We start from the raw sequence: 23,320 nt of genomic DNA on the forward strand, positions 1-23,320 counted from the left end.
CGAGGTCATGGGCGCTGCCGCAGGCTGGCAAGTGCGTTAATTCGCTGAGCTGATGCAAGTCAGTGATTCGTGTTAACCCCTACGGCCAACGCTGCGACAGCGCCCACAATCAGGCGGGGTAACATGTTGTAAAAATCGGTAAATCCCCGCAAGCCATCGTATTGGAAGATGTCTGATTGTTACGGTTCTGATATAGTGTGGCACGTTTTTAATTTACCTATACGGATGTTGTTGTCTCAATCATGAAACTTGCTACTCCTTCTCGTTTAGTCAAGGGCATCGCGCTTGGCACCGTCATTACTTTCTGTTCAACGTCCGCCGTTTTTGCTGACGATGTCAATCTGAAGACCATGATCCCTGGCGTTCCGCAAATTGATGCCGAAGCCTACGTTCTGATTGATTACAACTCGGGCAAAGTGCTGGCTGAAATGAACGCCGATGCGCGTCGCGATCCGGCCAGTCTGACTAAAATGATGACCAGCTACGTGATTGGGCAAGCCATCAAGTCAGGTAAAATTACCCCGACTGACGTTGTTACCGTCGGTAAAGACGCCTGGGCAACCGGAAACCCGGTCTTCAAAGGCTCATCCCTGATGTTCCTCAAGCCCGGCGACCGCGTCCCTGTCTCTGAGCTGAACCGCGGTATCATTTTGCAATCGGGTAACGACGCCTGCGTCGCCATGGCTGACTACGTCGCCGGCAGTCAGGACGCCTTGGTGGGTCTGATGAACAACTACGTAAATGCGCTGGGCCTGAAAAACACCCACTTCGGCACCGTGCACGGCCTCGACGCAGACGGTCAATACAGCTCGGCGCGCGACATGGCGCTGATCGGTCAAGCGCTGATCCGCGACGTTCCAGAAGAGTATGCAACCTACAAAGAGAAAGAGTTTACCTTCAACAATATCCGCCAGATGAACCGTAACGGCCTGCTGTGGGACTCTAGCCTGCAGGTTGACGGCATCAAGACCGGTCACACCGAATCGGCGGGCTATAACCTGGTTGCCTCTGCCACCGAAGGCCAGATGCGTTTGATCTCCGCCGTCATGGGCGGTCACACCTATAAAGGTCGTGAAGTTGAAAGTAAAAAACTGCTGACCTGGGGCTTCCGTTTCTTCGAAACCGTGGCACCGCTGAAAGCCGGTAAAGAATTTGCGTCAGAGCCTGTCTGGTTTGGTAACACCGACCGCGTTGAGCTGGGCGTTGATAAAGATGCCTACCTGACCATCCCACGCGGCCGCATGAAAGATCTGAAAGCCAGCTACGTGCTTAACAACACCGAGCTGCATGCACCATTGCAGAAAAATCAGGTAGTTGGCACGATTAACTTCCAACTGGACGGCAAAACTATCGATCAGCGTCCTCTTGTGGTGCTAAACGAAGTAAAAGAAGGCGGATTCGTCAGCCGCATCGTGGACTATATTAAACTGATGTTCCATCATTGGTTTGGCTAAAACACCGCGACAGGGGTTGAAAATGTGCACTTTAACCCCACATGTTTAGTATATAATTCTAGTTATAACTCCCGCTGCGGCGGGAGTTATGGTTTATACATCTTAATAGCAGTTACTACGCGGGAGTGCACATGAAAACCAAACTGAACGAACTACTCGAATTCCCCTGCTCATTCACTTATAAAGTGATGGGTCTGGCGCAGCCCGAGTTGGTTGACCAGGTTGTGGAAGTCGTGCAGCGTCACGCGCCTGGCGATTACAACCCGCAGGTGAAACCAAGCAGCAAAGGCAACTACCATTCCGTTTCGATTACCATTACCGCAACTCACATCGATCAGGTCGAAACCCTGTACGATGAGCTAGGTAACCTCGAAATCGTGCGTATGGTTCTGTAAGCCAAGCAAATATCAGCGTAACGCGTAATGTGTTACGCTGATTTTCTTTATATTGCCCTATTCTCAGAATGACGATAACTGCCGTGCAACGAGAAAAACTGCAAGACCGCATCACCCTGCGCCAGCTTGGCCTGCAACCCTACGAACCCGTCTCCCGTGCCATGCACATCTTCACCGATTTACGCACTCCCGAAACTCAGGACGAAATCTGGCTGGTCGAACACCCAAAGGTCTTTACTCAGGGCCAGGCCGGTAAAGCCGAACACGTGCTTTTTCCGGGCGATATTCCGGTCATTCAGAGCGATCGCGGCGGTCAGGTGACCTATCATGGGCCGGGCCAGCAGGTGATGTACGTGATGGTCGATATCAAGCGCCGTAAAATGGGCGTGCGTGAACTGGTGACCGCCATAGAGCAAACCGTGGTCGATACGCTGGCGTTTTTCGATATCGAAGCCTATCCGCGCGCCGATGCGCCCGGCGTCTACGTTGACGGCAAGAAAATCTGCTCGCTGGGACTGCGCATCCGCCGTGGCTGTTCGCTGCACGGGCTGGCGCTGAATATCGATATGGATTTAGAACCTTTTCTGCGCATCAATCCCTGCGGTTATGCCGGTCTGGAGATGACCCAGGCGAGTCGAGTCAAGCCGGGTATCACCGTTGAGCAGGTTATGCCGGTTTTAGTTAAATCTTTTAACAAACAGCTAGGCTATCATCAGGTTGATTATCACCCTTGGCAGCTGGAAGATTATCCCGTACCGACGTTAAATCGATAGCCCACAGAGGCGAAATTTTACATTTTTATAACAGAGCAAGTTGTCGTTACTTTAAGCTATCTCGCTTCAATGATATAATTTCTGCATAATTTCAATTACTTTTTTAATGAAGCAGTTAGTTCATTGAATGTCATGAAAAATCTCGCCCGCGAGAGACGATACTGGAAACTGCACGATTATGAGTAAACCGATCCAAATGGAACGCGGCGTCAAATACCGCGATGCTGATAAGATGGCGTTAATCCCGGTGAAAACCGTGGTCACAGACCGGCAGGAAATGCTCCGCAAGCCGGCCTGGATGAAAATCAAACTTCCTGCTGACTCCTCTCGTATTCAGGGCATTAAAGCCGCACTGCGCAAAAACGGCCTGCACTCTGTTTGTGAAGAAGCCGCCTGCCCTAACCTTTCAGAGTGTTTTAACCACGGTACGGCCACCTTCATGATCCTCGGTGCCATCTGTACCCGTCGCTGCCCGTTCTGCGACGTTGCACACGGACGTCCGGTTGCGCCAGACGTCAACGAGCCGGAAAAGCTGGCACAGACCATTGCCGATATGGGTCTGCGTTATGTGGTGATTACCTCGGTTGACCGCGATGACCTGCGCGACGGCGGTGCTCAGCACTTTGCCGACTGCATCAGCGCCATCCGCGAGAAAAACCCGACTATTAAAATTGAAACGCTGGTTCCCGACTTCCGTGGACGTATGGACCGCGCGTTGGAAATCCTCAATGCGACGCCACCCGACGTGTTCAACCACAACCTGGAAAACGTCCCGCGCGTTTACCGCCAGGTTCGTCCGGGCGCAAACTACGAGTGGTCATTAAAGCTGCTTGAACGCTTTAAGGAAGCGCACCCTGAGGTGCCGACCAAATCGGGTCTGATGGTAGGTCTGGGTGAAACCAACGAAGAAATTCTTGAAGTGATGCGCGACCTGCGCCGTCACGGCGTAACCATGCTGACGCTGGGCCAGTACCTACAGCCAAGCCGTCACCATCTGCCGGTACAACGTTACGTTAGCCCTGAAGAATTTGAATACATGAAGGAAGAAGCGTTGAAGATGGGCTTCACCCACGCAGCCTGCGGTCCTTTCGTGCGTTCGTCATACCACGCCGATCTTCAGGCCAAGGGGATTGAAGTTAAGTAACCCGACAGTCCCGGGTCCGACTTCAACCGCCAGATATAAAAAAAGCTGCTTAATTAAGCAGCTTTTTTTTATCAGATTCATTCACGAATGAATTAGTCTTTGTGCTCTACGCGCTGTTCAGCCTGTGCGTCAGCTTTCGCTACCGGAGCCGGATCGTCATTCATGGCCTTTTTGAAGCCTCTCAGCGCAGCGCCCAGATCACCACCGAGTGAACGAAGTTTGCTGGTACCGAAAAGCAGCACAATCAGCACGCCGACAACTAACAGTTTAGTAATACTCAAACCTTCCATAAATACCTTCTTTACACTGATTGCTGAATTAAACAGCTGGAGAATAAAATCGTCGCAGTGGGCGACCTGAATTTTGTCTCTGTACGCATTATAACCATAAGCGCCATTATGAGCCTGTAAGCCCGCGCGTTAAAGCATTTCTTCGCTTTATAAATTGTTTTTTACAAAGGGAGCATACATAAATTGTGGGGGGATTATACGCCCGGGACGCCTCTGGAAACAAACCTTGCGTGCTCTCTTTAACGAGAAACCAACAGTCTTACAACAACCAAGGGGATGAGCCGAAATACATCGATGATGTCCTTCAGCGCCATCCCCTTCTATTTCAGCTCGTTAAATAAAACGGCTCAGGAAGGCCTGAAAACGTGGGTGCTGCGGATTGACCAAGACTTCTTCCGGCGGCCCTTCCTCGATGACGTAACCGCCGTCCATAAATACCACCCTGTCGGCCGCTTCACGCGCAAAACCAATCTCGTGGGTCACCACAATCATGGTGAGCCCCTGATCCGCCAGGCTGCGCATCGTTGCCAACACCTCGCCCACCAGCTCCGGGTCAAGCGCCGAGGTCGGCTCGTCAAAGAGCATCAGCTTTGGCTTGATCGCCAGAGCACGGGCTATCGCCACCCGCTGCTGCTGGCCACCGGAAAGATGGCGCGGATAGGCATCGGCCTTGTCGCTTAAGCCGACTTTTTCCAACAGCGCGCGCGCATAAGCCTCGGCCTCGTGACGACTCTGCCGGTGCACGCCTATCGGTGCCTCGATGATGTTTTGCAGTACGGTCATGTGGGGATAAAGATTGAACTGCTGGAACACCATGCCGATATCACGACGCTGGCGTGCAATCCCCCTTTCCGACAGTTTACGCAGCTGATTGCCGTGCAGCTCGTAGCCAATCTGCTCACCGCCGACCATGATAGTGCCGCGGTCGATATCTTCCAGGTGATTGATACAGCGGAGAAAGGTCGATTTCCCCGAACCTGAAGGACCAAGAATGACCACCACTTCACTCGGCTTCACGTCGAGATCGATGCCCTTTAACACCTCGTTGTCGCCATAGCTTTTATGCACGTTGCGGGCGGTAACCAGCAGCGGCTGACTGTCTGACAGAACCTGACTCATACGTCCTCCTTCTGAGCGAGATTTGGCTGGGCTATCAACGCTTTGCCCTGCGCATTCGGCTGCCGACGTTTGGCGGCCACCGTACGGCGCGTCCCTTTCGAATAGAAGCGTTCAATCGCCGACTGTCCAACATTCAGAATCGAAGTTATCAAGAGATACCAGATAACCGCGACCATCAGCATCGGCACCACTTCGAAGGTGCGGTTATAGATAGTCTGCACCGAATACAGCAGGTCACCCATCGCGATAACGCTCACCAGCGAGGTCGCTTTTATCATGCTGATCAACTGGTTACCGGTAGGCGGAATAATCGAACGCATGGCCTGTGGAATAATAATGCGGCGCAGCGCGCGACCCCGACTCATACCAAACGCCTGGGCGGTTTCAGCCTGACCATTATCCACGGACAACAAACCGGCGCGGATGATCTCAGCCATGTAGGCCGCTTCGTTGAGCGCCAAACCGGCGATAGCGGCGGTCAGTGGGGTGATCAGGTCATTGGTATTCCAGGTCGCAAAGCTCGGGCCAATAAAGGGCAGACCCATGGCGACGTGCGGGAACAGCGTAGACATATTGTACCAAAACAGCAGCTGCACCAGCAGCGGCGTACCACGAAAGAACCAGACGTAGAGGCCAGAAAGGCGGCGCAACAGCATGCTTTGCGACAAACGGCCCACCGCCAGCAGCAGTCCGAGCAGCGTACCCAGCAGCATCGAGACCACGGTGAGACCCAGCGTGACGCCCAGACCGCGAATGACCGAGGCCTCGGTAAACCACTGCGCCACGACGTGCCACTCAAAGTTTGGGTTACGGGCTACGCTAATGACCACATCAGCGGCGAGGATCAGGACAATTATCCAGGCGATCCAACGTCCGTAGTTACGCGGCGCGTGTGCAAACTCGACGTTGCGTCGTGGATCGGGGGACGTTTTCTCGGTCATTTAGTTGGTTTTCCCAGGTTGATGCCAGGTGCTGTTAGCATGTTGCCTTCGAGACCCCATTTTTTCATGATAATCGCGTAGGTGCCGTTATCAAACAGCTCCTGATAGGCGGCCAGAACCACCTTGCCGATTTCAGAATCTTTAGGAACCACGGTGCCCTGATAAATGTCGTTAAAACCGTTGGATTTACCGGCACCTGCCAGCGTGAGCTGACCGTTAGACGCTTTGATGAAGTAAGTGAGCGGCGCCTGCGAAGAGAAGAAGGCGTCAGAGCGCTTAGAGCGCACGGCAAGAATAGAGGTCGGCTGGTCGGTAAACGACTGCACGGTGACGGCCGGTTTGCCCGCTTTTACACAGTCTTCGGACTGCTGCTTAATCACCTTCTCAGCCGACCCCGCCGCCATAACGGCAATACGCAGACCGCAGGTATCGCTCAATGACTGGATATTTTTAGGATTGCCGTTAGGAACGGCGAACGCGACGTACTCTTTGACGAAGTCGACGAAGTCATTTTTGGCCTGACGCTCAGGGTAATCACCGATAGGGCCAATGCCCAGCTGATAGCGGCCGGAAGAGATACCGGTCAAAATACCTGATAATCCACTGACCGAAGCGTGCTCAACCTTTACCCCCAACAGCTGGCCCATCGAGGTCGCCAGGTCGGCACTCGCCCCGTCCAGCGAATCGGTGCCGGTCACGATTTCGTAGGGAGGAAAAGAACCGTTGTTCACGGAGGTCATGATGCCAGATTTCTGAATATCGGCAGGCAATTTGGCGTGCAGCGCCGGGTCCATTTTAACGACCGGAATAGAAACAGTTTCAGCGGCAAAAGCATTTACGGAAAGCAAACTCGCACTCAGAACGGCAGCACGACGAAATTGTTTTACCCTCATTGTATGTCTTCCTCTGTGTAAAGCAGTGTTGTGAATGTTGTGAGTTTTTATTTTTTTAACACCTTCCGTGGTGATGAAATCCTAAACGCCTTGCGTTTTTTACCGCCACTTCCGGCGCTGAAATGGCAGTTTGAGAAAGCGCTCCCTGGTGTTGGTTCGCGCCCTTTACTGCTCAACTGAGTGATAACGTTAGGTTGACGCGTTCAATCAGCCGTTGTGATGATATTTATTTCAACTGCGGTACGTCGAAGCAGCGGTTTTCCAGCACCGGCAAGACTTTGCGGGCATGGGCCAGACGTTCCCTTTCAATGTCGGCAAAGACCAGCGCAGGCGCTTCGGCCGCGCGGGCGATGGCAACGCCGAGCGGATCAACCACCATACTGTTGCCGATATTACGTTCACCACACTCGCCCACGGCCACGATGTAGCTGGTATTTTCCAGCGCACGCGCGGTGACCAGCACTTCCCAATGCATCTCTTTGAGCGGGCCTTTAACCCAGGCGGCAGGAAGCACCAACACTTCGGCACCGTCGAGCACCAGGCGGCGGGCCAGCTCTGGGAAACGCACGTCGTAGCAGGTCATCAAACCGACTTTAAAACCAGCAACGTCGACCAGCGGCGGCACTTCAGTGCCCGGATTGACGTTTCTGGACTCCTGCATATTGAAGGCATCGTACAGGTGAAGTTTGCGATATTCGGAAATGATTTCGCCATTTCTAATAGAAATCAATACGTTGAATGCACGGCCGTCTGGTGTTGGCGTATGAATGCTCATCATGGTGGTCAGTGCGTTGCCTTTGCTGGCGGCCAGCAGCTTACTCACGAAAGGACCATCCAACGGCTGTGCAGCTTTCAATACCAGATCGGGATCGGTGATATCACGCGCCAAAATACCTTCTGGCAGCACCAGTAAATCAGCACCCGCCTCGCGTGATTTTGCCATCAGCGACAAACAGGTTTCGACGTTGGCTTCCCATTCGCGGGAAACGGCAAACTGGCCTAGTGCGACTTTCATTCTTACTCCCCTCGCCTTTTAAGGCGTAAAAGTATATTTGGTGAAGGGTTCACCCAATGTTATTTGGCGTAAGCCGGGAACAGAGACGCAGGCGTCAAACGCTCGGCGGTAATTCCCTGAACATAAAGCTCATTGGCAAAGTCGTCGATCATTTTTTTATTCTGCTCGAAGCCGTTGTCGTTCCAGTTCACCGGCAGGTCGACCACGGTGCGGCGGATATCGTCCAACAACCAAGGCGTGGTGTCGGCATATTTCGCACGCTTGTCCATCCAGACGTTGTAAGACTTGTCGATAATTTTGCTTAATGCGTCGGCCAGCCAAGGGTGCTCGGCCGCCACGTCCGACTTGATAGCCAGAATATGCATGCCAGGCACGTAGCCGACACGGTTAAAGTACTCCAGCTCTGCCTGACGGAAATCCGGCTGCAGCTGACGGAAACCGGAACCCGGTTTGAAGAAACCTTCCGGCATGAACGGCGTGAATACCGCATCAAGCCAACCTTCCTTCAGCAGTTCCATCATCGGGCGCTCGCCAGGACAGGCTTCAATACGCCCCTCGCGACCAAAGCCGTTTAGGCGATCGACGATAGGATGCGATTCAGTCAGACGCCCCGCGTACCAGTAAGCGTCGTCAATACCCACTCCGTCCACGCCCAGCACGGTGCGGGTCCAGGTGTTGCCGGAATCTTGCCAGCCGGTCACGCCAATGCGTTTACCCGCCAGTTCTGAAATTTTGGTCAACGGGCTGTCATCACGTGTGATGATGCAGCGTTGTCGAAAGCCACGCATCAGGAAATGCGGCACGGCCAGTACGTCGTCTTCACCCCGTGCGCGGCCCTGTGCATAACGGCTGAAGGAGATCTCAGCGGCGTCATACTGTTCGCTGGTCGCTAAATCGCCTACCAGCGTCCCTACCCGGTCAATCTCGAGATTGAACCCTTCAGCCTTCACATCGCCCAATGCCAACGGCGTAAAATAATCCCAATCGCGAACTGCCAGCCTGATAGTAATCGCCACGTCTTTCCCCTTAATGTCGGCAAAATTGCTTATTTACACATGGAGCCTGTCCGAGCGGAGAGCTTTCACACCTGACCCAATGTGATTATTTTATCGCCTCCGTTGACTAAGTTTGATACTAATAGCTTAAATTAATATGTACAATAGAATCTTTGTTACTGAACAAAAGGTGATTTAATGGGTGAGAGCCTGAGAGAGAAAGTGCTTGATGCAGAGTGGTTTGCAGGCCATTTGCAGGACAGATCGATGCGCGGCATTGCCATTGAGACCGCCGCGATGATCCGTTCTGGCGTGATTGAAATCGGCACCCACCTCCCCGCCGTGCGCGAGCTGGCTCAGGCGCTCGGCGTCAGTCCTGCCACCGTGTCAGCGGCGTGGGGGCAGCTGAGACGCCAAAAAGTTATCGCCGGCAGAGGCCGCAATGGGGTGTGGGTGTGTGGCGATACGCTCTCCCCGCGCCCTGCACGATTCGAGAAAATCGGCAACTTTGGCGACAATATCATCGCCGATATGACGCTGGCCTCGCCGGATCCCGAGCTCCTGCCTCGTTTGAACCAGGCATTGCTTAGCAGCGTCGAGACTGAAAATCTCAACAGCTATCAGCGCGAAGCCATTTCTCAGGTGCTGCTTGATGCCGTACAGCCAAGCTGGCCCTATGCAGCAGACGCGTTTATGGCCGCCGACGGCGGTTTCGATGCCATGAACCTGACGCTGCAAACGCTGATTATGCAAGGCTCGGTCGTCGCGATTGAGGACCCGACCGCGACCCGGTTGCTGGACATGCTGGACAACATTGGTGCCCAGGTGATTGCGGTGAAATGCGACGAGTTTGGTCCTGTCCCTGATTCTCTGCTGGCGGCATTAAACAAAAATCCGGCGGCATTTATTTATCAGCCGCGCACACACTCGCACTGTGGGCATATCGTCAGCGCGGAACGCATGGCGCAGATGGCCGCTATTTTACAGAACAGTCAGACGCTGATTATTGAAGATGACGGAATCGGTGAGCTGGCCTGCACTGAACCGCGCAGCATGGGGTCTTTCTTGCCGAAGCGAACCGTGCATGTACGCTCATACTCTAAAGCCTACGGACCGGATCTGCGGATGGCGGTTATCTCGGGATCCCATGATTTAATCAAGCAGATCAAATCGTTCCGTAATTTTGGTGCAGGATGGTCGAGCCGAATCCTGCAACACGCGCTGGCGTGGCTGATTAACGATCCGGTCACTCAGGAAGGGATCGCCGAAGCGAAGAAAGTCTATGCGCAACGTCGTCAGGCGCTGGTCGATGCGCTGGCGGTTCGCGGGATCCACCTGCCGAAACGCGAGGGGCTTTCCGTGTTGATTCCGGTACCTTCGGAGCAGTTTGCGCTGGTAACGCTGGCCGCACGTGGCATTGCCGTGCTGCCCGGCGAACGCAGCCGAATCGGGCCTGGGCAGTTTATTCGCGCCAGCACCAGCCTGATGCGTTTGGATCAGGTCGACACTATCGCCGACGCGATTGCGCTGGCCATGGGCTGAGGCCTGTAATCTTCAGGAAAACGTCAGAAAAGCCTCAGATAAAAATCAGATTAGCGCAGGCGCTTGATCAAGTACTTAGGCGACTCTTCATACTCCGCGCGGGCGTAAAACTGGTGTGCCCGCACGCGGCGTGAATGGCTGTGAACCTCCATACGGTCACAGCCACGCTCGCTGGCCAAACGTTCTGCCTCATCGAGAAGACGCTGGCCGATGCCCGCACCGCGGTGCTGGTCGCTGACGCAAAGATAGCTAATTCGGCAAAAATCGCCTGCGAGCGGCAGCTGAGGAATAAAATGCAGCGATATGAACCCGCATACCTGCTCGTCAATGACAGACACCCACAGCACGCTGTCGGGATTGCCCTCCATGCGGATAATTTGCTGAGCGATACACTCGACGCTGGCTGGATAATCCAAATCTGCGAGCAGCCGGACCAATGCGGCCGCGTCGGCCGTTTGCGCATCACGAATGATCATCTTTGTTCCTTAAACTCGGGCTAATGCTTGGGTTAATACTACACAATCAAATTCAACTTCGGTAATATCATGGGCTCATTGTTTAAGCCACGGCTTGTTCAGTGCTCAAGCAGTTGGAGATGACATTCCTCCCAAACCGCCTTTACCGGCTAATGATGTCTACGCAATCTCATAGAGAGGTTCGTAGCATGACGCCGGGACCTTTCTGAACATCCACTTTTATATGAAAGGCATTTATGTTTAACACCTTCCTTGCAGTATTAATTGGCGGCGGTGTGGGCAGTGTTGCCCGCTGGTTCATCAGCTTAAAACTCAACCCGACCACCTCCCTGCTGCCGATTGGAACACTGACGGTCAATCTGGCGGGAGCGTTTATCATCGGCCTGGGCATCGCTATTTTCAACCGCATGACCCACCTTGACCCGGTGTGGAAAATGCTGCTAACCACCGGATTCTGCGGCGGTATGACCACCTTTTCGACCTTTTCGCTAGAAGTGGTGTACATGCTGCAAGACGGACGCTTCGGCGCGGCGCTGCTTAATATTGCCCTCAACCTGTTTGGCTCGCTGGCGCTGACCCTGCTGGGCTTCATGCTGGTGAGTTGGTACACCGGGCATTAATTTTGCGCATCTCCCGCTCTGATTTAATGTTTCCTTAACGTTCGGCAGCGATACTAGCCTCAGTTTATTACAGCATAATGTCTAGATAACCTGAGGCTAACGATGTTTTCATTCCCGACAACGGCCAGCGAAATCACGACTTCCGTTTTTTGCCTGGCTGTGGTGTTGAGCTTCCTGCATAGCTATCTGCTGTAACCGCAGATTTCCTCGCCAAAATTCCCTTAAAAGAGCTTTTGTCTAAGGACAAAAGCTCTTTTTGCTACATTTATAATACAATTATTTACCTTCCCCCCAGTATTCCCTATAATTGAGAACGAGCGTTCACACTTTTTCTCTCAAGTTATCCTCTCGTTTTTAATTTAAAAAATGCATTGCGGGTTAATTTGAGAAAAAAAGTTTACTTTTACTTTTCAGGTGCCTCTATGCATCCCGCTAACCAAACAAAAGACCAACGCGTTTGTGCCCGCAGGGACCAGATCGTCGCCGCTTCACGACTGTGTTTTCGTAAGCACGGATTCCACGGCGCAGGCATGGCGGAAATTGCCAAAATGTCGCAGCTTAGCGTGGGTCAAATCTACCGTTATTTCGTCAATAAAGACGCCATCATTGAAGAAATTGTGCGACGTATCGTCTTCAAAAAAATACAAATAATGACCGGCGGTGCCCACAATCTGAAACAGATGGCCAGTAATCTGGCGTACCGGGTGATTGGCGTACAAAATATTGATCACAGCAAAATTGACTGCCCTGAACTCAGTCCAGAACAGAATGAAATTGACCATGCGCTGATGCTGGAAGTGACTGCCGAAGCGACGCGTAACCCGGTGGTTGAGAAAATCCTTCGCGACGCTGAATCCAAGCTGTTTAACGAAGCTAAAGCGATGATGACCCCCTACTACCCCGACATGCCGGAAAAAGAGCTGACTGCGCGTCTGGAAATGATGGCCGTGATGTGTGAAGGCACCGCATTCCGTCGTTTGACGCAGGCGCATGCCGATCCAGAAACACTTAAAACTATTTATAACCAAGTCTTTTTAAAAGTCTTTAGTGACTCGACTCCCTCCCACACTCCGGAAAATTAATGAACGACCATTTAGTACAAAAACGCCTCGGCTATGCCCTGGTATTGGGTTCGCTTGCCGCTCTTGGCCCCCTCTGCACCGATCTCTATCTTCCCGCCTTGCCTACTCTGGCAGCAGAACTGGAAACCAACACCGCCACTAGCCAGCTCAGTCTGACCGCCGGTCTGTTGGGTCTCGGTGCCGGACAACTGATCTTCGGGCCGCTGAGTGACCGCTTTGGCCGCATGCGCCCTCTGCTACTCTCACTGCTCCTGCTGCTGGCCGCTTCCGTAGGGTGCGCACTGGCGACCAATATCGATCAATTGATCGTTGCCCGACTGCTGCAGGGCATCGCTGGAGCGGGGGGGGCCGTACTGTCTCGAGCCGTAGCGCGTGACTTGTACAGTGGACACGACCTGACTAAATTCTTTGCACTCCTGATGCTGGTCAACGGCCTTGCGCCGATTATTGCGCCCGTTCTCGGCGGCGGACTGCTGACTTTCCTCAGCTGGCGTGGAATTTTCGGAGCCATCGCGACGATCTCCATCCTGCTGTTTGTCTTATCCTCCGTGAAACTGCATGAAACCCTGCCTGCGGAACGTCGCTCGACAGGTGGCGCAGTGGCGATGATAAAGTCAGTGGGCAAACTGCTTCATGAGCGTCAATTCATGGGGCTTTGCCTGACGCAGGGCTTTATCATGGCCGGAATGTTTGCCTACATTGGCGCGTCACCCTTCGTCTTGCAGCAGATTTACCACCTCAGTCCGGTGACCTTCAGCCTGTGCTTTGCCCTTAACGGCATGGGTCTGGTGTTTGCAGCGCAGATCTCATCCCGCCTTGCGGTGATGTGGGGCGAGCTGATGATGGTCAAGATTGGCCTGACAATTGCGGCAATTGCCTCGGTGATACTGGTGGTAGCAGGCGCGATGCATGCACCGCTGGCTGTGCTGCTGGTGCCGCTGTTCTTCTCGATTATCAATATCGGGATTATCGGTCCTAATGCGGGGTCGCTGGCGATGCAGAGTCAGGGAAGAAATGCAGGCAGCGCCTCAGCCTTGCTGGGTGTCTGCATGTTTGCGCTCGGGGCAACGGCCGTGCCATTAACCGGTATTGGCGGCACCTCGGCGCTCTCAATGGGGCTGACTATCTGTGGCTGTTTCTTTATTGCCATCCTGATATTCCTCACCCTTGCCCGCCCTACCTTCGCCAAAAAATCCTGACCGTTGTTTGCTGTATCTCTAACGACAGGCAAAAAAAAACCCGCATCTGCGGGTTTTTCAGAAATCGGCTAGAGTTAGATAGCGATAACGTTAGCAGCCGACGGGCCTTTGGCGCCATTGGTGATTTCGAACTCTACACGTTGGCCTTCAGCAAGGGTCTTGAAACCGTTGCTTGAAATAGCAGAGAAATGAACGAAAACATCTTTGCTGCCATCTTCAGGGGTAATGAAACCAAAACCTTTTGATTCATTGAACCACTTAACGCTACCTTTAATCTTAGACATCAAACTTACCTTTACGTGATTTGTAAGACACAAAAAGTGTGTCAATTACAGTACAGCAATAGATTCAGCTTTTGTCCAGAAATCCGATTGCAATAAGCGATAAAGCTCTCACTCTTCGACTTACTGCAACCGTTCATACTGCTTAATGCCAATTTTTCCGATTCAACGAAGGCGATTAGAAGAAAGAATCGTCGTCGTCATCCTCATTGCCACCACCAAAGAAGCTGTCGTCTGAATCATTCAGGAAGCCCGAATAGGTGTTGTCATTGCTGTTATTGTTGTCGTTGTACACCGGGTTGTCCCAGGCGTTGTCACCGCTCAGCAGCGGATCGGTAGACGGATTGAAATTCTCCGTAACCTGATTATTTTCAACAACATTGACGATTTCTTCAGGACGGCTCTGGTGGAACATACCGGTCAGCATATCGGCCAACACAACGCCACCCGCGACGCCCGCAGCCGTTTTCAGTGCGCCACCGATAAAGCCAGAACCGATTGGCGCAGCGGCCGCTGTCGGCGGAGCCTGCTGGTAAGCCGGCTGTGCCGGTGCCGCATTATTGCCCCAGCCGTTATTTTGCTGGGTACCCGGAATCGGGCCGCTGCCTGAGGACTGCTGATTCTGCGGCTGACCGCCGCCGCCGAACAAGCCAGCCAGGAAGCCGGTGCTTTGCGGTTTGCTGTTTTGAGCCTGGGTCTGCAGCTGGTTTTGCAACTGAGCAACCTGCTGCTGCAGATCCTGAACCTGCGCATTCAATCGCTTCAGTGCGGCCTCTTGAATGATCATGGCCTGCGCCATGTAGTAAGGCACGGAAGGCTGCTTGCTCACGTAGGACTGTATGAGGCGCTCGGCTTCAGCGTCACGTGGTGCAGTATTGGACTCAGCCTGTTGTAAACGGCTAAAAAGACCTTCAATCAAACGCTGTTCTTCGGATTGCATGGGATCACCCTATCACTGTTTATTCTGGCCATGCGAAAGCATGGCCAAGTTGACACTCACACTAATACAATTAGTTTCATCTATGAATTAACTGAGTGTCAACAAATGTGACGGGCGTAAAGTTGTGTACGCTTATTTCTTCGGCTGCCAGCTGAAGATGAAATCTTTGTCCGGTAACTGAGTGTAATTACGGATGATTTCGTGATACGTCTTCGCCGGATCCAAATTTTTAAACTGCTGCGGATAAATAAATTTCGCCAAATATTCCATGCCGACGATGTTGTACGGGTGGTTGTAGAACTGGTGGTAAACCGCATAGACGCGCTGGTCCATCACGGCAGGCACCTGTGCCACACCGGTGCGGGAGGTCAGCACCTTGGCTTCTTTATCTACGTCAGCCTGGTTAGCTGATAAACCGAAAGGCATCATGGTGGTCTGCCCTTTGCCCGGATGGATTGAACCGGTAAAGATGTAGACATCAGGCTTCATGCTAATGACTTTTTCGAGCGAAACTTCACCCGACGCTCCCGGCAGCAGCTCGGAGCCGATATTTTTGGCGCCTACGGCCTCAATCAGCTTGCCCCAGCCCTCTTCACCGTGAGTGAAGCAGCAGGAGTCGCTACGACCGGCCAGCGGTTCAATAAACACGTTTGGACGATTCTTGATGGACGCAATTTCGTCCTGAATGTGTTGATAATGCTGACGATAGAAAGCGGTATAGGCCTGCGCGTTCTTCTCCTGATTCAGCACTTTACCCAGCAGGTCGATACTTGGCGCCGTATCTTTCGCCGGGTTGATATCGTAATCCACGAAGACGATGGGAATATGCAGCTGATTCAGTCTGTCGATAACGCCGCCCTGTTGCAGTGACTGTTTGGCACGCAGCTGCGCTATCATCAAATCAGGTTTTTTAGCGATAACGGTTTCCAGATCAACCTGGCCTTTGTCGCTGAATCCCATGTCGAGGATTTTGGTCGATTCTGGCCATTTGCCTTTCAGCATGTCCCAGGTACCGGAGTCGGTGTTTTTAAGCAGGTTATTCCAGGCCACTACGCGCTTGAAAGGATCGCTTTTATCCAACACAGCCAGAGACAGAATGTCACGGCCGTCCTGAATGATGATGCGCTCAGGCTCTTTATTAATGGTCAGCTTCTGTCCGGCAAGGTCGGTGACCGTCAGCGGATAAGTCGTTGCGAAAGTCGCAAAAGAGGCCGCCATCAGGCCGGCAACGGAAAGCACGCGCGTCGTTTTTTTCAGCATTTTTGCATCCAGGAAAATGATTTATAAATATGAATGATTCTAATAACCATTATCAAATCAGGTTCAAATAATAAACATTTAGCGGATTGGCGGGCAACGTTTTTACCTGTAGAACAGAGTTTTAACTATGTCTAAATATGAATATCACGTCGGGTAAGTGAAAAGTTCAGGATTAACAGGCGCAGACAGCAGCTGCCCGACAAAGCGCCGGGCAGCCTGTTGCTAAGGTTTATTTTTCAGCAAGATACTTCCATAAGAACTCACTCACCATCGCTCGCTTAAAGGCATTTTGCGCCTTATCGGCCGCTGCGCTGTGACCGCCCTCGGTGTTTTCATAGAAATAGACGTTCTCAATGCCCAGCTGCTGCATTTTGGCCGCCATTTTTCGGGCATGACCTGGACCGACTCTGTCGTCGCTGGTTGCGGTAGTAAACAGCACCGGCGGATAGGTTTTTAACGGGTCGATATTCTGATACGGCGAAAAAGCCTGGATGAACGCCCACTCCTCGGGCTTCTGCGGGTCACCGTATTCGGCAATCCACGACGCACCGGCGGAAATACGCGTGTAGCGCTGCATGTCGAGCAGCGGCACCTCACACACAATCGCGCCAAACAGCTCAGGATAACGAGTCAACATATTGCCGACCAGCAGGCCGCCGTTACTGCCACCCTGCGCGGCAAGATGCGCCGGAGAGGTAATTTTACGGGCGATCAGGTCCTTCGCCACCGACGAGAAGTCTTCGTAGGCGCGCAGGCGTTTGTCCTTGAGCGCCGCCTGGTGCCAGCGTGGGCCGTATTCTCCCCCGCCGCGAATGTTGGCAATCACCATGACCCCGCCGCGCTCGAGCCATGCAGGCCCCGTAACCCCGAGATAGTAGGGATCCAGCGATATCTGGAAACCGCCGTAACCGTAAAGCAGGGTCGGATTACTGCCGTCGAGTTCGATATCTTTAGCCGATATCATAAAGTACGGCACGCGTGTTCCGTCGTCCGAGGTCACGAAATGTTGCGCCACCTGATAATGCTCGGCGTCAAAGTGGCTCGGAGCCTGTTTGATTATCTCGGAGGAAGTCTGCTCGTCGCCCAGCACGCCGTAATACAACGAGGTCGGTTGCAGAAAACCCGTGACAGTCATGAAGAATTCATTGGTTTCGTCGTCGATGCCCGAGGCACTTATCTTGCTCAACTCGGGCGCATCGCCTAGTCCCTGACGCGTCCACAGCCCGCCTTCTGGCTTCAACACTTCGAGGCGATTCACTACGTCGTCCATGATGCTCAGGATCAGGTAATCACGGGTCATCGAGTAGTTGTCCAGCGTGGTCGTTTCCGCAGGACTAAACAGGGTCTTGAACTGACGCTCACCCGCCATAAAGGCCCTGAAGTCAGTCACCAACAGCGCACCGGTAGGATAGGTTTGCCCCGCCACGTGCCAGTCGCTTGATAAAGAAATCAGCAGCCATTCACGCCAAGTGCTGAACCTTGCGTCCTGCGGTAAATCAATCTGCAACAGACCGTTATCGTTATCGTTATCCAGCAGAAAAACTTCGCGGTGGTAAAAATCGATCACCCTCCCCACAAAACTGCGTTCAAACCCGCGGGTATCGTCGTGAAAGACCATCACCGACATATCCGTCGGCTCGGCGGAAAATTGCGTCTGCGCCTCCTCAAGCGGCGTACCGCGCTGCCAAATTTTGGCAATACGCGGATACCCCGAGGTAGTCATTGAGTCGGGGCCAAAGTCGGTGGCCACCAGCAATCGGTCTTTGTCTATCCAGGTCAGGCGGCTCTTGGCGGTAGGCAGGTTAAAGCCATCTTCGACAAACGACAGCGTGGTTAAGTCAAACTCGCGCACGGAAGAGGCGTCGCCGCCGTCGGGCGAAAGGTGCACCAGCCCACGCTGGAAATCGGGCGCCAGCGCCTGAATACCGTGATAAACCCAGGGGACGTTTTCTGCCGCACCGAGCGCGTCAACGTCGAGAACCGTTTCCCATTCTGGGGTGTCGCTGCGATAAGATTCAAAGCTGGTGCGCCTCAGCAGGCCACGCGGGTTCTTTTCATCCTGCCAGAAATTATAAAAATGCGGGCCGCGTTTAACCACCATCGGGATCTGTGTTGTCGCGTTCAGGCAGTCAAACACGTCGCTGCGAATCTGCTCAAAACGATCGCTTTCGGCGAATTCGCGACGGGTCTGTTTGCTCTGTTGCACTGCCCACTCGACGGCGACTTCCCCTTTTATCTCTTCCAGCCAGACAAAATCGTCAACCGGTTCGGACTGAGGTGTGGAGGTTCCAGATACCATATAAGCTTGCTCCTGCATGTTCTGAGCGGCACAAATTTACCGCTCAACGGTTAATTTTTTCGAGCTGTTTATTTCAACAGAATGCCCTGAATCAGGTTTGCCTTTACGAGCGTAACCTGCGGGATCCCAAGCGCCTGCATAAACCCTTCGACCAGCAGCAGATTGGTAACGTCCGTGGCGCGATAATCGCCCGGCAGCTGGGCATCGGTTTGATTAATCTTCACCTGCGCGACACGGTCGAGATCTGCGGCGGTGTATTGATTGTTCAGCGGATGAAGCTGCTCTTTGATTGAATAGCCGTGCACGCCGCCGATACCCACTACTTTTCTGCTTTTTGCCGCCTGTTTGATTTCAGCCGGAACGTGGGTGCGAGCATAGAAATTAACGAAACGGAGGATCTCACCGGCTAGCGACCCGATTGGATTTGGCGAATTCACCTGAGTGAGATTTTTGTTCATCATCACCTCAATAACCATATCCTTGAGGCTCACCGACGCCAGTTTGCCCTCATAGATCTCCGGCGTTTTGAAGCCATCAATCCTGTCATAGGTGGTCATTTGCATCGACCCACCGCCAATGTCCCAGACCAGCAGGTCGGAGTCTTTTAGCTTGGGATCGTTCAGCGCGGCCTTGGCCGAGATAAAGCCCAACTCGGCCTCTTGTTTCTGAGTAATGATCCTAATCGTGACGTGCGCCTGCTGATTAAACTGTCTGATAACCTGCTGCCCATTGCTCGCGGCTCTAAATACCGCCGTCGCGACGCCGGTAATGCGCTTCGGGTGGAATTTCTCGGCCTGACTGACCAACGCTTTCAGCGTGGTCATGCCCTGCTGCTGAATCGCCGGACTGAGCTGATTATTGCCAGACTCGGCGAGATCTTCGTTAAAACCAATCGGCCTTTCCTGCGAGAACAGCACCTTGCCCAGCGTTCTATTGCAGACATTGACTTCGCTGACCTGAATCTTGGTCGTACCCGACCCCATATCGATACCGGCGCGCACTTCGGTGCAGTTTTTTGCCGATGCCTGCATGGCAAATCCCAGACAAAGGAGTGCGGTGACGGTGTTCATCCATTTATTCATCAGTATCCAGCCCTGAAATAATCTGCAAAGAAAAGTGAATAATAGACATAACGTCATTAGGTTGATGATTTCAAGCGGAATATGACATTTATGGCTAACTCATCAACCCCGCGCCAACGTTAATCGACAGCCCTAAAATGGCCAGGTTGAAAATAAATGACAATACCGCCTGCAGCAGGGTTATTTTCCTCACCGTGGTGTTGCCGGTCCCGACGTCCGCCGTCTGCGCCGCTACCGCAAGGGTGAAAGAGTAATAGGCAAAGTCCCAGTAGCCGGGCTGCGGGATTTTATCCGGAAACAACAACACCTTTTCGTCACCGTCGCTGTGCAGGTAGTGCATGTGGGCGTAGTGCATGGTGAACGACGTCGGCAGTAAGAACCATGAAACTACCAGCGTCGCGGCAGTCAGGGCAATGTGCAGAATTTTGTCTACTCCGTGAAGATTCTTGACCGCCCCCAGCTCAAAAAGAATCGCCAGAATGCTGACCAGACAGGTGACGCAGACCAGCGCCAGCACCGTTTTGGCACTTTCGTCCTGCTGACGTGCAATACGCGCTATCCCTTTGGGTGCCGTTCTTAGCATCATCCACCACAGGAAAAACAGATACACCCACGCCAGTACGTTCCAGCTAATCAGCAATCGTTGAAGCAGTGGCTGGTTCGAGGGTAAGGCGAAAAAGCTCAAAATGCCCAGCAGCAGCGCAGCTAGCAGTCTGGGACGGCTTTGATAGTAATGCTTGAAGGGACGTAATAGATTCATTTTCCGCCAGTTGTTAGTGAGACAGGGATGAGTTAACTGTAGACGGCAATGGGTAAAATTGAACGGCTGAAAGATTCTGATTTTAAGGCCACCGAAGTGGCCTTGGCTCTTGGCAGGTTAAATCGATGACTTCTCCGTTTCGCGCTGGCGCTCAGTCTTTGAAAGTTCTTTCTGTGGCGAGCTTTCAGAGTTGGAGGGCAGCCAGTTGGCATTCAGCGGTCCATAAAGTTGCCGCCGTTTCTGCTGTTGTTCAGGCTCGCGAAATTTAACATAGTCTCTATAGTCTATCTTGAGGAGCTCTTTTTTGATTTCGTTATCGCTCTTAAATTCAGATTGCGTCGCGTAGACATCAGCCACCCTGGATTTCAAGTGCTCGCGGTCGAATTCACAATCCAATTCACTCAGGTTATCCATCATCCCTTCCGCTTGATCCATTATCGCAGAATCAACATCGAATAAATTGGCCATACCAGTGCCTGAAACCAGGCTTGAGCGGGAAGATGCTCGTGGAAGGACGTGAGCGATAGGCTCATTCTCTTCGGCCCCAGGCACAGTGACAGGGGCACTCTCAGGCGGCAGCGCGGGCTGCTTGAAAATTGGATTCATCCTCAGTGGGGAAGGCCTTGAGGGCAGTTGCCTTTCTTGCTGGTGCATAGAGTCTAGCGCCAGGTTAAAGCCGATGCCGATCAAATTAGGCGCCATAAGCCGCCCTCTTTCGTTGAAGTTATCGCGCACGGCACGGTCATATACCTTGCCGGCTTCATTCCCAGTCTCCCATTCGCGGTCTTTTTCGGCATTGCGTGCCCTTGCCAGATGCACGCTGTGCTGAGCCGATGCCCCCAATGCGGCGACCGCCGCCAGGGTTGAAAGCTTGTAGCTTTGCGAGGATTTGGCATCCGACTGCGTCCTTACCTGCTGCGTGTGACTCCGAAGCCCAAGGGTGCGACTGAGGAAACGAGAATAACTGACGTAATCCAACTGCTGAAGCTTTTGCAATGTAAACTCTGAGACAGCCTGTCGCCTGCCGGTATACAAGATTCCAGCAGAGAGCTGCACTTCTTTTACACTCATTGGCCGGCCGCCCATTCTCCCCGATGGAAATAACTTTGTGGTTAGGAGACTCTTTCTGGTGAAGCCAGAATCTTCGAGCAGTTTTATTGAGTGATCCATAATGACTTTCGATAAATCGGCAGACTCTTTATTAGCTCCACAGCGTTTTAATACCTCCCTATCGACCAAAGTCATCCTGGTGATCGAACCTGCAGAAATTTTCACCCTTTCAAAGAAATTTTTGGCATTGATATATTCAAGACTCTTTGCCCGGTTAGCAACGTGTGAATAATGTAAAAAAACATTGATAGTCTCTTTAAGCGCGGGATCTTTGCTCAGCAAGTGCATTAATTCCATCACCCTGAGTCCGGCGGGGAGATGCATGATAATCGGGAGCGCATTTACAAAGACCACTTTGTCATCAAAGGCGTCCGGGAAAAGCGCGCGGAAAACCTCATCTTCAGGCTTCTCTTTTCTACGCAAAACATCCAATAAACCTTCGGCTACGCTGTGTATAACCCGCCCGCCGACCTTTTCAGCCTCTCCGCTCATAATGCCCGTACTCGCGTATTTCACGACCTGTTCAACAATAAGCAAGTCGAGCAGCTCCTGCGCTTCTGCATGATGTAAGCCATTCAAATCTCGTAATAACCCTGCTAGCCGCGTAGAAATACCCGGCTCTCTCTCTTGGCGGTGCATGGGTTTTTTCGCCGAGGGGCCTTCTTCAATCGAAAGATGGCTGGCGGAGCTTGAGAGTGAATCGATATCGATACACTCTGGTGCGCTTTCAATAGGCAGCTTGCCGCCATCACAGGCGCTCCTTTGTTCACAAAGCGCCTGATACTCCTCATCTAAGATATCGCGGTCAATCGCGCCGAGATAGCGTGCGGGATGGCTAATCAGTTCATCGGCAGCGATTGACCTGAGTTGCTCAATGCTGATCTGGATATCCATGTCAGCTAACCCCTGTGAGATGGCGCGATAAAGGCATTCTCCGTCTGGAGCATTGGTGACAGATACCCCGTCGCGAATCAAGTTATAGTGTGCGCTCGCATCGTCTCCCAGCCTAAAGGTGCGCCGTAATTCGATGACTATTTCACGAGGCATTCTGGACTGTTGCTGTTGACCAGCACGAATGTAATTCGGCGGCTCATCATTCTGGCGCACCGAGATGACCGCACGTCTGGGCAGTGCTCCCGAATTGATCAGTAAATATGGCACATGATCGCCAAGCTGATTGTTGAAACTTCCTGGTGTTCTAAGCATCAGCTCGGCGATATCACGCAGGGTCTCGGGCGTAAAATTCGCTAGCCTTTTTTCTGGCGCAACGATAACCGACTTCCGCTCGTTAACAGGCGCAGCGGGCGGCATTTTAGAGACGGAGCCTCCCTGCTGAGAGCGATTTATAGGTGCGGAATTATGGGCACTTTTTTCATATCGCCTCCTGATTTGTTCGAGCGTTAATGAGGCAAGATTCATGTTGCTGTTGAGCACGTTTTGAATGTCGGGAATGGCTGAAGAAAATGAGGCCGTGACTTCACCAGGGAGGTTGATAGGAATAGCCGGGTTTGTTTCAGGCCTGCTTGCTGATAATGCCGGACGGTACATGGTGAGTTCTCTCCGAAGATGTTAAACACGTTAACAGCGCTTCTCGTGGAATGGAGACAAGACGTTACCGATCCCACTAATAAAAAACTCCAATTTTTCAAT

22 protein-coding genes and 1 riboswitch are annotated in these 23,320 nt (G+C 52.6%); of the genes, 8 read left to right on the forward strand and 14 right to left on the reverse strand.

Features of this window, described 5'->3' with window-relative positions:
• Positions 1 to 242 precede the first annotated feature (242 nt).
• The 4 genes from dacA to lipA all read left to right on the forward strand — a co-directional run bounded on the left by dacA (position 243) and on the right by lipA (position 3,766).
• A complete protein-coding gene (gene dacA, locus O1V65_RS13550) occupies positions 243 to 1,454 on the forward strand; it encodes a D-alanyl-D-alanine carboxypeptidase DacA (RefSeq protein ID WP_269129787.1) in 1,212 nt (403 codons plus the stop codon).
• Between the two features lie 131 nt (positions 1,455 to 1,585).
• Positions 1,586 to 1,849, forward strand: a complete 264-nt coding sequence (ybeD, locus tag O1V65_RS13555) for a DUF493 family protein YbeD (protein ID WP_017491376.1) — start codon at positions 1,586 to 1,588, stop codon at positions 1,847 to 1,849.
• 68 nt (positions 1,850 to 1,917) lie between these two features.
• A complete protein-coding gene (gene lipB, locus O1V65_RS13560; protein WP_038327931.1) occupies positions 1,918 to 2,622 on the forward strand; it encodes a lipoyl(octanoyl) transferase LipB in 705 nt (234 codons plus the stop codon).
• Positions 2,623 to 2,800: 178 nt separating this feature from the next.
• Positions 2,801 to 3,766 (forward strand): lipoyl synthase, encoded by a 966-nt coding sequence (gene lipA, locus O1V65_RS13565; protein ID WP_017491378.1) that lies wholly within the window; start codon positions 2,801 to 2,803, stop codon positions 3,764 to 3,766.
• A 92-nt stretch (positions 3,767 to 3,858) separates the two neighbouring features.
• On the opposite strand, the gene tatA is transcribed toward lipA, so the two are convergent.
• From tatA to O1V65_RS13595, 6 genes are all read right to left on the reverse strand, one after another.
• Positions 3,859 to 4,056: a Sec-independent protein translocase subunit TatA gene (tatA, locus tag O1V65_RS13570; protein WP_017491379.1), complete on the reverse strand. Its 198-nt coding sequence runs from the start codon at positions 4,054 to 4,056 to the stop codon at positions 3,859 to 3,861.
• A 333-nt stretch (positions 4,057 to 4,389) separates the two neighbouring features.
• The gene (locus O1V65_RS13575; RefSeq protein ID WP_017491380.1) at positions 4,390 to 5,175 is read right to left on the reverse strand and encodes an amino acid ABC transporter ATP-binding protein; all 786 of its coding nucleotides are present in this window, start codon (positions 5,173 to 5,175) and stop codon (positions 4,390 to 4,392) included.
• Entirely contained in the window at positions 5,172 to 6,116 is a 945-nt protein-coding gene (locus O1V65_RS13580; protein WP_017491381.1) for an amino acid ABC transporter permease, read from the reverse strand. The genes O1V65_RS13575 and O1V65_RS13580 overlap by 4 nt, the downstream gene beginning before the upstream one ends.
• Positions 6,113 to 7,009 (reverse strand): ABC transporter substrate-binding protein, encoded by an 897-nt coding sequence (locus tag O1V65_RS13585; protein ID WP_017491382.1) that lies wholly within the window; start codon positions 7,007 to 7,009, stop codon positions 6,113 to 6,115. The genes O1V65_RS13580 and O1V65_RS13585 overlap by 4 nt, the downstream gene beginning before the upstream one ends.
• A gap of 226 nt (positions 7,010 to 7,235) precedes the next feature.
• On the reverse strand, positions 7,236 to 8,024 hold the full coding sequence (locus tag O1V65_RS13590; RefSeq protein ID WP_017491384.1) for a deaminated glutathione amidase: 789 nt from the start codon (positions 8,022 to 8,024) through the stop codon (positions 7,236 to 7,238).
• A 59-nt stretch (positions 8,025 to 8,083) separates the two neighbouring features.
• Positions 8,084 to 9,040, reverse strand: coding sequence for a substrate-binding domain-containing protein (locus tag O1V65_RS13595; RefSeq protein ID WP_017491385.1), 957 nt, complete (start codon positions 9,038 to 9,040; stop codon positions 8,084 to 8,086).
• Between the two features lie 177 nt (positions 9,041 to 9,217).
• On the opposite strand from O1V65_RS13595, the gene O1V65_RS13600 reads away from it, so the two are divergent.
• Positions 9,218 to 10,561 carry an aminotransferase class I/II-fold pyridoxal phosphate-dependent enzyme gene (locus O1V65_RS13600; RefSeq protein ID WP_017491386.1) on the forward strand — a complete coding sequence of 448 codons (1,344 nt, stop codon included), beginning with the start codon at positions 9,218 to 9,220 and terminating at the stop codon, positions 10,559 to 10,561.
• A gap of 50 nt (positions 10,562 to 10,611) precedes the next feature.
• Here O1V65_RS13600 and O1V65_RS13605 read toward each other — a convergent pair whose 3' ends face one another.
• A complete protein-coding gene (locus tag O1V65_RS13605) occupies positions 10,612 to 11,037 on the reverse strand; it encodes a GNAT family N-acetyltransferase (RefSeq protein WP_017491387.1) in 426 nt (141 codons plus the stop codon).
• A 106-nt stretch (positions 11,038 to 11,143) separates the two neighbouring features.
• Positions 11,144 to 11,206: riboswitch (Fluoride riboswitch) on the forward strand.
• 67 nt (positions 11,207 to 11,273) lie between these two features.
• On the opposite strand from O1V65_RS13605, the gene crcB reads away from it, so the two are divergent.
• The 3 genes from crcB (at position 11,274) to O1V65_RS13620 (ending at position 13,938) form a co-directional block, all read left to right on the forward strand.
• On the forward strand, positions 11,274 to 11,657 hold the full coding sequence (gene crcB, locus O1V65_RS13610; RefSeq protein ID WP_017491388.1) for a fluoride efflux transporter CrcB: 384 nt from the start codon (positions 11,274 to 11,276) through the stop codon (positions 11,655 to 11,657).
• A gap of 422 nt (positions 11,658 to 12,079) precedes the next feature.
• On the forward strand, positions 12,080 to 12,739 hold the full coding sequence (locus tag O1V65_RS13615; RefSeq protein WP_026110462.1) for a TetR/AcrR family transcriptional regulator: 660 nt from the start codon (positions 12,080 to 12,082) through the stop codon (positions 12,737 to 12,739).
• Positions 12,739 to 13,938 (forward strand): multidrug effflux MFS transporter, encoded by a 1,200-nt coding sequence (locus tag O1V65_RS13620; protein ID WP_017491390.1) that lies wholly within the window; start codon positions 12,739 to 12,741, stop codon positions 13,936 to 13,938. The genes O1V65_RS13615 and O1V65_RS13620 overlap by 1 nt, the downstream gene beginning before the upstream one ends.
• Before the next feature lie 74 nt (positions 13,939 to 14,012).
• Here O1V65_RS13620 and cspE read toward each other — a convergent pair whose 3' ends face one another.
• The 7 genes from cspE to O1V65_RS13655 form a co-directional block, all read right to left on the reverse strand.
• Positions 14,013 to 14,222: a transcription antiterminator/RNA stability regulator CspE gene (cspE, locus tag O1V65_RS13625; RefSeq protein ID WP_009636912.1), complete on the reverse strand. Its 210-nt coding sequence runs from the start codon at positions 14,220 to 14,222 to the stop codon at positions 14,013 to 14,015.
• Positions 14,223 to 14,397: 175 nt separating this feature from the next.
• Positions 14,398 to 15,159: a DUF2076 domain-containing protein gene (locus O1V65_RS13630; protein ID WP_165429718.1), complete on the reverse strand. Its 762-nt coding sequence runs from the start codon at positions 15,157 to 15,159 to the stop codon at positions 14,398 to 14,400.
• A gap of 132 nt (positions 15,160 to 15,291) precedes the next feature.
• Positions 15,292 to 16,419: an ABC transporter substrate-binding protein gene (locus tag O1V65_RS13635; protein ID WP_084911654.1), complete on the reverse strand. Its 1,128-nt coding sequence runs from the start codon at positions 16,417 to 16,419 to the stop codon at positions 15,292 to 15,294.
• Positions 16,420 to 16,648: 229 nt separating this feature from the next.
• Positions 16,649 to 18,718, reverse strand: coding sequence for a prolyl oligopeptidase family serine peptidase (locus tag O1V65_RS13640; protein WP_084911656.1), 2,070 nt, complete (start codon positions 18,716 to 18,718; stop codon positions 16,649 to 16,651).
• Between the two features lie 68 nt (positions 18,719 to 18,786).
• On the reverse strand, positions 18,787 to 19,800 hold the full coding sequence (locus O1V65_RS13645; protein WP_017491394.1) for a Ppx/GppA phosphatase family protein: 1,014 nt from the start codon (positions 19,798 to 19,800) through the stop codon (positions 18,787 to 18,789).
• Between the two features lie 94 nt (positions 19,801 to 19,894).
• Positions 19,895 to 20,560 (reverse strand): DUF1345 domain-containing protein, encoded by a 666-nt coding sequence (locus O1V65_RS13650; RefSeq protein ID WP_017491395.1) that lies wholly within the window; start codon positions 20,558 to 20,560, stop codon positions 19,895 to 19,897.
• Between the two features lie 117 nt (positions 20,561 to 20,677).
• Positions 20,678 to 23,218 (reverse strand): OTU domain-containing protein, encoded by a 2,541-nt coding sequence (locus O1V65_RS13655; RefSeq protein ID WP_269129788.1) that lies wholly within the window; start codon positions 23,216 to 23,218, stop codon positions 20,678 to 20,680.
• Between the last annotated feature and the right edge of the window lie 102 nt (positions 23,219 to 23,320).

Origin of the sequence: Rouxiella badensis, from assembly GCF_026967515.2 — a bacterium.
Taxonomy (GTDB): domain Bacteria; phylum Pseudomonadota; class Gammaproteobacteria; order Enterobacterales; family Enterobacteriaceae; genus Rouxiella; species Rouxiella badensis.

Coding starts and splice junctions, on each gene's coding strand:
- crcB (WP_017491388.1), top strand. CDS start 11,274: ATGTTTAACACCTTCCTTGCAGTATTAATTGGCGGCGGTGTGGGCAGT.
- lipA (WP_017491378.1), top strand. CDS start 2,801: ATGAGTAAACCGATCCAAATGGAACGCGGCGTCAAATACCGCGATGCT.
- O1V65_RS13640 (WP_084911656.1), bottom strand. CDS start 18,718: ATGGTATCTGGAACCTCCACACCTCAGTCCGAACCGGTTGACGATTTT.
- O1V65_RS13580 (WP_017491381.1), bottom strand. CDS start 6,116: ATGACCGAGAAAACGTCCCCCGATCCACGACGCAACGTCGAGTTTGCA.
- O1V65_RS13575 (WP_017491380.1), bottom strand. CDS start 5,175: ATGAGTCAGGTTCTGTCAGACAGTCAGCCGCTGCTGGTTACCGCCCGC.
- O1V65_RS13585 (WP_017491382.1), bottom strand. CDS start 7,009: ATGAGGGTAAAACAATTTCGTCGTGCTGCCGTTCTGAGTGCGAGTTTG.
- cspE (WP_009636912.1), bottom strand. CDS start 14,222: ATGTCTAAGATTAAAGGTAGCGTTAAGTGGTTCAATGAATCAAAAGGT.
- O1V65_RS13605 (WP_017491387.1), bottom strand. CDS start 11,037: ATGATCATTCGTGATGCGCAAACGGCCGACGCGGCCGCATTGGTCCGG.
- dacA (WP_269129787.1), top strand. CDS start 243: ATGAAACTTGCTACTCCTTCTCGTTTAGTCAAGGGCATCGCGCTTGGC.
- O1V65_RS13645 (WP_017491394.1), bottom strand. CDS start 19,800: ATGAATAAATGGATGAACACCGTCACCGCACTCCTTTGTCTGGGATTT.
- lipB (WP_038327931.1), top strand. CDS start 1,918: ATGACGATAACTGCCGTGCAACGAGAAAAACTGCAAGACCGCATCACC.
- O1V65_RS13600 (WP_017491386.1), top strand. CDS start 9,218: ATGGGTGAGAGCCTGAGAGAGAAAGTGCTTGATGCAGAGTGGTTTGCA.
- ybeD (WP_017491376.1), top strand. CDS start 1,586: ATGAAAACCAAACTGAACGAACTACTCGAATTCCCCTGCTCATTCACT.
- O1V65_RS13635 (WP_084911654.1), bottom strand. CDS start 16,419: ATGCTGAAAAAAACGACGCGCGTGCTTTCCGTTGCCGGCCTGATGGCG.
- O1V65_RS13620 (WP_017491390.1), top strand. CDS start 12,739: ATGAACGACCATTTAGTACAAAAACGCCTCGGCTATGCCCTGGTATTG.
- O1V65_RS13630 (WP_165429718.1), bottom strand. CDS start 15,159: ATGCAATCCGAAGAACAGCGTTTGATTGAAGGTCTTTTTAGCCGTTTA.
- O1V65_RS13590 (WP_017491384.1), bottom strand. CDS start 8,024: ATGAAAGTCGCACTAGGCCAGTTTGCCGTTTCCCGCGAATGGGAAGCC.
- O1V65_RS13650 (WP_017491395.1), bottom strand. CDS start 20,560: ATGAATCTATTACGTCCCTTCAAGCATTACTATCAAAGCCGTCCCAGA.
- O1V65_RS13615 (WP_026110462.1), top strand. CDS start 12,080: ATGCATCCCGCTAACCAAACAAAAGACCAACGCGTTTGTGCCCGCAGG.
- tatA (WP_017491379.1), bottom strand. CDS start 4,056: ATGGAAGGTTTGAGTATTACTAAACTGTTAGTTGTCGGCGTGCTGATT.
- O1V65_RS13655 (WP_269129788.1), bottom strand. CDS start 23,218: ATGTACCGTCCGGCATTATCAGCAAGCAGGCCTGAAACAAACCCGGCT.